Source organism: Kitasatospora sp. NPDC034023, assembly GCF_055575795.1.
Map to the genome: position 1 here is coordinate 190,651 of NZ_JBVIRY010000009.1, position 6,830 is coordinate 197,480.

5 protein-coding genes are annotated in these 6,830 nt (G+C 71.4%); all 5 read right to left on the reverse strand.

Annotated elements, in window-relative coordinates:
• Positions 1-3: 3 nt before the first annotated feature.
• Entirely contained in the window at positions 4-1,584 is a 1,581-nt protein-coding gene (locus ACZ52R_RS15970; protein ID WP_465753610.1) for an MFS transporter, read from the reverse strand.
• 314 nt (positions 1,585-1,898) lie between these two features.
• The gene (locus ACZ52R_RS15975) at positions 1,899-3,080 is read right to left on the reverse strand and encodes a cytochrome P450 family protein (RefSeq protein ID WP_465753617.1); all 1,182 of its coding nucleotides are present in this window, start codon (positions 3,078-3,080) and stop codon (positions 1,899-1,901) included.
• A gap of 259 nt (positions 3,081-3,339) precedes the next feature.
• Positions 3,340-3,903 (reverse strand): hypothetical protein, encoded by a 564-nt coding sequence (locus tag ACZ52R_RS15980; RefSeq protein ID WP_465753611.1) that lies wholly within the window; start codon positions 3,901-3,903, stop codon positions 3,340-3,342.
• Positions 3,900-5,651: an alpha/beta hydrolase gene (locus ACZ52R_RS15985; RefSeq protein ID WP_465621401.1), complete on the reverse strand. Its 1,752-nt coding sequence runs from the start codon at positions 5,649-5,651 to the stop codon at positions 3,900-3,902. Before ACZ52R_RS15985 ends, ACZ52R_RS15980 begins: the two co-directional genes overlap by 4 nt.
• 4 nt (positions 5,652-5,655) lie before the next feature.
• Positions 5,656-6,036, reverse strand: a complete 381-nt coding sequence (locus ACZ52R_RS15990) for a WXG100 family type VII secretion target (protein WP_465621402.1) — start codon at positions 6,034-6,036, stop codon at positions 5,656-5,658.
• Positions 6,037-6,830 lie beyond the last annotated feature (794 nt).

Below are 6,830 nucleotides of genomic sequence, written 5' to 3' on the forward strand. Positions count from 1 at the left end.
GCCCTACGCCTCCGGACGGCCGGTCCCCCGAGGGCTGGTCCCCTGACCGTCGGCCGTCTCCGGAAGACCGGTCTCCTGGCGGTCGATCTCGCTCTCCCGGACCAGCCAGAGCGCGAGGCCCGCGCCCGCCAGGCTGACCAGTCCGCCGAGCAGCAGCACGAGGTTCAGGCCGTCCAGGAAACCGGCCCGGGCGGCGGCCGACGCGGCCGCCCGGGCCGGCTCGGGAAGCCCGGCGAGCACCTGCGGCAGACTGCCGGAAGAAGCGGCCTCGATCAGCTCGCGAGGACGGGACCCCTCCGCGATCGGCGTGCCCGCCGCCAGTTCGCGGACCTTGTGGGAGCCCCGGCCGACGAAGATCGCCCCCCAGACGGCGATGCCGACCGCGATCCCGACCTGCCGGAAGGTGTCGTTGATGCCCGCCGCCATGCCGCTCCGCTCCTTGGGTACCACGCTCACCGCGACATCGGCGATCACCGGGTTGATCAGACCGACACCCGCGCCGCCGACCAGGAAGCCGGCCAGCAGCCCGGTCCAGGTGTCTTCGGGCTGGATGTCGCCCATCAGCAGCATGCCCGCACCGACCGCGACGAGCCCGACGCAGAGCATCAGCCGGGCCGGCACCCGGGACAGCAGGACCCCGGCCACCGGTGCCACGAGAAAACTGAGCACCGTGATCGGCAGGTAACGAACCCCCGCCGCGAACGGCGAAAGCCCGAGATAGTCCTGCAGGTACAGCGTCAGATAGAGGAACAGTGCGAACAGCGAGCTGGAGACGGCGAACGCGGCCAACTGCACACCGGTGAACGCGTGCCGACGGAACAGCCCGAGCGGCAGCATCGGCTCGGGCACACGGCGTTCGATCCACACGAAGACGGCGAGCAGGACGGCCGCGCCGACGAACAGCGCCACGATCAGCGCGCTGCCCCACCCCTCGGCGTTGCCCCGCACCAGCGCCAGGACGAGCAGGAACAGCCCGCTGCTGAACGCCGCGACCCCGGGCCAGTCGATCCGGGTGGCGTTCGGGTCGCGGCTCTCGGCCAGCTTGAGGTAGGTGACGACCAGGGCGGCCGCCCCGATCGGCACATTGAGGTAGAAGATCGACTCCCAGCCGAGCGAGTCCGTGAGCGCCCCGCCGACCAGCGGCCCCACCGCGACGGCAATCCCGATGGTGGCCCCGTAGATGCCCATCGCCGTGCCGCGCTCACGCCCGGGCGGGAACTCCTGCGCGACCAGGGCCAGCGACACCGCGAACATCACCGCGCCGCCGACGCCCTGCACCGCACGCGAGACATTGAGGAAGACCGGATTCGGCGCCAGCGCGCACAGCAGCGAGGCCCCGGAGAAGACCGCCAGCCCCGCCGCGAAAGCCCGACGCCGCCCGAGCCGGTCAGCCAGCGAACCGGCCGTCAGCACCAGAGCGGCCAGCGAGAGCGCGTAGGCGTCGAACACCCACTGCAAGTCGGTGAAGCTCGCGCCCAGGTCCTTGCGGATGGACGGCAGAGCGACGTTGACCACGGTGATGTCGAGCAACAACATGAACGTCGCGACCGTGACCGCGATCAGCGTCCACCACTTGCGTTGCACCGCTGTCGGCCTCCTTCGGGGGAACTGCGCACGGTCCGCCGACCGTACGTAACCCCCTCACCCCAACCCGGGCCGACACGGCCGGACCCACCCACGGAGCCCCCGTCCGGTCCAGCCCGCCGACCAAACCCCGCCGACCACCTGACGGAGGCGATCAGACGATCGGCTCGCAGCCGATCGCGCCCCACGACGGCCGCTACCGAGGGGCGGCGCCCGTCGACGGCCGCTCACGTCGGATTCCCGGACCAGGGTGGCCTGCCGGACGGGCGGATGCGGCCGCCACCGGTCAGCCTCCGAGAGTCGCGCGGATGTGCCTACAGCACGACGGGAAGTGACGCGAGCCCTCGGACGAGGCGGGAGTGGCGCCACTGCAGTTCCTCGGCGGGTACGGCCAGCCGCATGCCAGGGAAGCGCTCCAGCAGGACCCGCAGCGTGGTCTCGACCTCGGCGTGGGCGAGCGGTGCGCCGAGGCAGCGGTGGATGCCGTGGCCGAAGGCGAGGTGCTGGGCGGCGTCGGGGCGTTGGAGGACGAGCCGGTCCGGGTCGGTGAACCTGCGGGGATCGCGGTTGGCGGCGCCGGGGCACACGAACACGGGGGTGCCGGCCGCCACTTCGGTGTCGCCCAGTCGTACCGCCTCGGGGGCGTGGCGCCACGTGGCCACGCTCACGGGCGAGTCGTAGCGCAGCAACTCGTCCACAGCGGTGGGGATCCGGTGCGGGCCGGCTCGGAGGTGTTCCAGGTCGTCCGGGTGCCGGAGCAGAGCGAGGACGGCGTTGCCGATCGCAGCCGTCGTCGTCTCGTGGCCGGCGACCAGGAGCAGGAGGCCCAGGGAGACCAGCTCCTCCTCGCTGAGGTGGTCGCCGTCGGCGTCGCGGACGGCGATCAGCTGGGAGAGGAGAGCGGTGTCCGGAGAGCCGCGCTTGGCGGTGATCAGCCGGGTCATGTAGTCGGCGAGGGCATGGGAGGCCTCGTCGATCCTCGCGTGGTCACCGGTGGCGAACAGGTCGGTGGACCAGCTGCGGATCCGGTCCCGATCGACGGGCGGGACCCCGAGGAGCTGGCAGATCACGGTGACCGGGAGCGGGCCGGCGAGATCCGCGATCAGATCGACCTCGGCGCCGGGCTCCCACGGTCCTACCAACTGCTCGGCGAGCGCTCGGATGTAGGGCCGGAGGCCGTCCACGGTCCCGGGCGTGAACGCCCGGACGACCAGACGGCGCAGCCGGGTGTGTGCGGGCGGATCGGTGTGAAGCATCGTGCGGGCGACCGCCGGGTGGAGCGAGCGTCCGGACGGGCGGTCGGCGAAGTACGCCGAAGCGTCCTTGGACAGGCCTGCGGTGAGGGCTTCTCGCGCCTGTTCGTAGCCGGTGATGGCGACCGCCGTCCCCATGCTGCCGTCCATGGGGACGGGCAGGACGGGGGAGCGCTCGCGCAGCGCGGCGTAGGTCGGGTAGCGGTCCCGGTAGAACGTCGGGTCGGAGAAGGGGGAGGCCATGTTGTCTTCCTGGGCCGCTTCGAGCGCCGGGAACCGGGTCTCGGAGGCGCGGTGGACGAAGTCGTTGCTCGCGTACGGTTGGGAGACCAAGCGTAGCCAGAGTGCCCCGGCACGCAGGTCTCCCTCGCGCGCCGAGGCTCCGACAACCTGGGGGCGGGATCGTCCCGCCCCAGCACGGGCGCACCACGTACCGCCTCAGCCCGCCCGGCCCGAGGAGGCCGGGCCGGGCGGGCTCCCGGCGTCAGTGCGACCAGTAGCGTCAGTGCGACCAGTAGGGGTCGTCGACCGTCGCGCAGGTGGCGGCGTAGGCCTGCCCTCCCGGGCCGAACCTGTCGATCCACTCGCGATCGCCGATGTCGGTGACATCGAACACGGAAGCCCACACCTCGGCACAGCCCTCCACTCCCGCGACGAACCGGAGGCTGAACCCTGAGCCCTTCACCTCCACTGAGCCCTTGTTGCGCTCGACCGAGTAGCCCTTCCCGGTCCAGAGTGCCTGGACGACGTCGAGCGGCTCCTGACTCCGCGTAGGGGTGATCCGGACTCGGGCCGCCTGGCGGGCGGACATCTCCGCCCGGCCCGTCCTCTTGCACCCGGACGTCCCGCAGAGTCCGGTCAGTTCGGGATCGCTGCTGTACTTCGGCGCGGCCCACTGGAGCCCCGGGTGGAAGGCCCCGGCGATATCGGCGAGCTCGGCCTCGATCCGGTGCTGTGCCTGGTCGACCGGCACGGTGGGTTCCGCGGACTCAGGCCAGGCGTACCAGCCGACCAGGAGCGCCAGCAGCACCCCCGGCACGGCCGTGCGTCGTACCGCGGCCTTCACCTCGGGTCCTCCCTGGTGATCGTGTTCCCGTGACCGCTCACGATCTTCCCGATGTTGGGGAGCGAGTCGCCGCCCTTGTGGTCCTTCCCGAAGTAGTTGTCGTGGGAGTCGGTCACGGTCCCGTCCGCCACCGAGAAGCGCTGCCCGCCGAAGCTCTCGCTGGCCGGGTCCGTGCCGTGCCACGATCCGTCGGGATTCGTGAACGCCTCGACCGCGGCCCAACCGGGGATGAGCATCCCGGGGGACGGCGCGTCCGCGACGGGGTCGTACTTGGCCGTGCCGACGTACACGTGATCCGCACCGATCCCGAGCTGCGTTGCCTTGTCCACCCCGACACCCGGGCTGCCGACCAGGACGATGTCGTCGACGGGCAGGCCGCCGGGGTGCTGGGTCGCTTTCCCGACCACCAGGGAGCCGTAGCTGTGCCCCTGCGCGGTCATGTGCGCCGGGGCGCCCTCGTGGGTGGCCCGGAGTCCGGTGAGGAACTTGTTGTACGCGGCCCCGCCCTCCTCCGCCCGGTCCTGCATGAGCACCGAGGGGCCGTCCAACTGCGGCGCGTCGTACCCCAGCCAGAACACGGACGCGATGCTCGGCGTCTCGCTGTTGGCCCGCGCGCTGCTCTCCGCGGACTCGTAGATGCGCTTCGCCGTCATGGCGTCGCCGTTTCCGGCGCCGGCCAGGTTGCTGTTCAGCCCGGGCACCATCGAGGAGACGTTCCGGGCCTTGTCCGGGTCGCCCCAGGACAGGATCGCGCGGCCCTGCCCCTGATCGCCGATCCCCAGCAGCAGCAGTGGCGGCTCGGAGCCCGGCCCGCCACCACCTTCGAACTTGCCGTCGAGCCGCTTCTGAATGGACTGGAAGCCGGTGAGCTTCTCCTGCAGGGCGTCGTGCTTGCGCTTCCACACCGTGTAGTCGGGGTTCTCCACCGGCGCGCCGTTCATGTCGGCGACGCTCAGGTACCTCGTCGGCTCGGGGCCGAGGTTGGCGAGTTGGGTCTCGCGGTCCTTGATCAGGTTCCTCAGGTTGACCCGGTTGGCCTGGTCGCGGACGGCCGCGGGGACGCCGTCGAGGTTGCCGATCTGGTCGGGGTGCTCGTGGAGGAACTTCTGCTGCTCGGTGTCGGTGAGGCCGTCCCACCACTTCTTGACGCCGGCCGGCTCGGTGCCTGCGGGCGGTATCTGCTCCCTCCCGCTCTGGGCGGCCAGGTCCTGGGCCACGGTGGCGGCGTCCAGGCCGGTGCCGTTGCCGGCGTTGGTCGCGAAGTGGTTCAGCCGCGCGCTGATCTCCTGGTCCGCGTGGGCGGCCTCGTTGAGCGCGGCGGTGATGCGGTTGCTGATCGCGATGGCCGTCGTCTCGGCGCCGGCGCCCGCGTAGTTCGCGGACGTGGGCTCCTTGTCCCAGGTGATGGTGCCCTCGGGAGTGACGTTGAGCTTGGCGGCCTTGGCGTCGTCGAGGGCGTAGACCAGGTGGGACTGGGCCAGCGCGAACTGCTCGGCCGCCGCGGCGAGGGCCTTGCCGACGAGATCCAGCTCACTGTGCGCGGACTGGAGTTCGGTGCCCAGGAAGCGGATCCGGGCCTGGGCGTGGTCGGACGCGGTGCCGGTCCAGTGCGAGTTGGTGAGCCGGTCGGCGACCTCGTGCTGCCAGGACTCGATGTGCCGGCCGAACGCCGAGTAGAGCGTGTCGAAGGCGTTCTTCGCGATGGTGATGTTGATGATGTCGGCGTCGTACAGCGTCTTGATGTCCATCGGGCTACTCGGCTGCCTTCGCACTGGAGGGCTTCACGGGGCCCGGGACGACCGTCGTGCCGAACGGGTCCGGCTCGTCCGGGACCGGGGCGGCCGGGTTGCGCATGCTGTTGTGGGCGTTCTGCTCGGCCTGACGGTAGTAGGTGGCCGTCGTGGCGAGCTTGGTGCCGACGTCGCCCATGTCACCGGCGAGCTTGTCCAGCAGCGTCTTCCAGTTCGTCCCGCAGTTCTGGATGGCGGTGGCCGTCTGCCAGCCCTTCAGACCACCGGCGGCCTGGTTGCACGGCTCCGCGAGCTTCGACGTCTCGCCCGGTATCAGGCCCCCGATGTGCTGCGCGCTCTGTCCGCAGCCGTCCAGTTCGGCAGGATTGACTTTGAATTGCAAGCCCGCGTCAGTGTCTGCCATGCATGCCCCCCGTGCGGGCGACCGACGACCGGCCAGCCCGTGTGTTCGAAAACCAACGACGCATGCTAACGGATCCGGTACCGAGGAAGATCGACTGAGGTGGGGGAGCAGTGAGCATCCCACCGGCCTCGCCGCGCCCCCAGTAGGGTGCCGCTGCCTCCGGGTCGGCGAAGCCGCCGCGGACGGCGTCGGTGGTGACGGTGCTGCTGTCGACCAGGGTGCCGTCGATAGCGAAGACGGCAGATCCAGCTGAGCGCCGCACAGTTCGCCGACATCGTCACCCAGGCCGAGACCGGCTCATTCGACCACATCGCCACGCAGTCGGCGGATCGTCCGCTGCCGGCCGCGTGACCCGGCCGGCAGGCGGCCGATCGGGCCGGCTCGGGTCAGGTGAAGGACAGGCGGTCACGGACTGAAGTCCGGCCGCCCGCGTCCGTCGACGGCTCTCGCGTCGATTCCGCCCTTCCAGCGGGCTCTGGCACCCCGGCGAGGAATAGGGCCTCCGGCTCCCTCTCGGTGCTGCCGAACTCCCGCCCACCTCCCGAAACGGGGGCGCAGCGCCGCGGTTCGTAGGGGAGCGGTAGGGGTTGTTCGGCCCCGGGGCGGCTCCTAGCGTGGCGCCGGAAATGGTTCCCGATGAGCTGGGGAGCGTCGCGGGCGGCAGGCGGATCGGGCCTGCCGGCGAACGCGGGCTCCGGACACCGTGAGGCCTCCGGCGGGGCGCCCGCTCCTGCGCGGAGCGGCGACCACCCGGGGCCTTCCGGCTGCCCGGA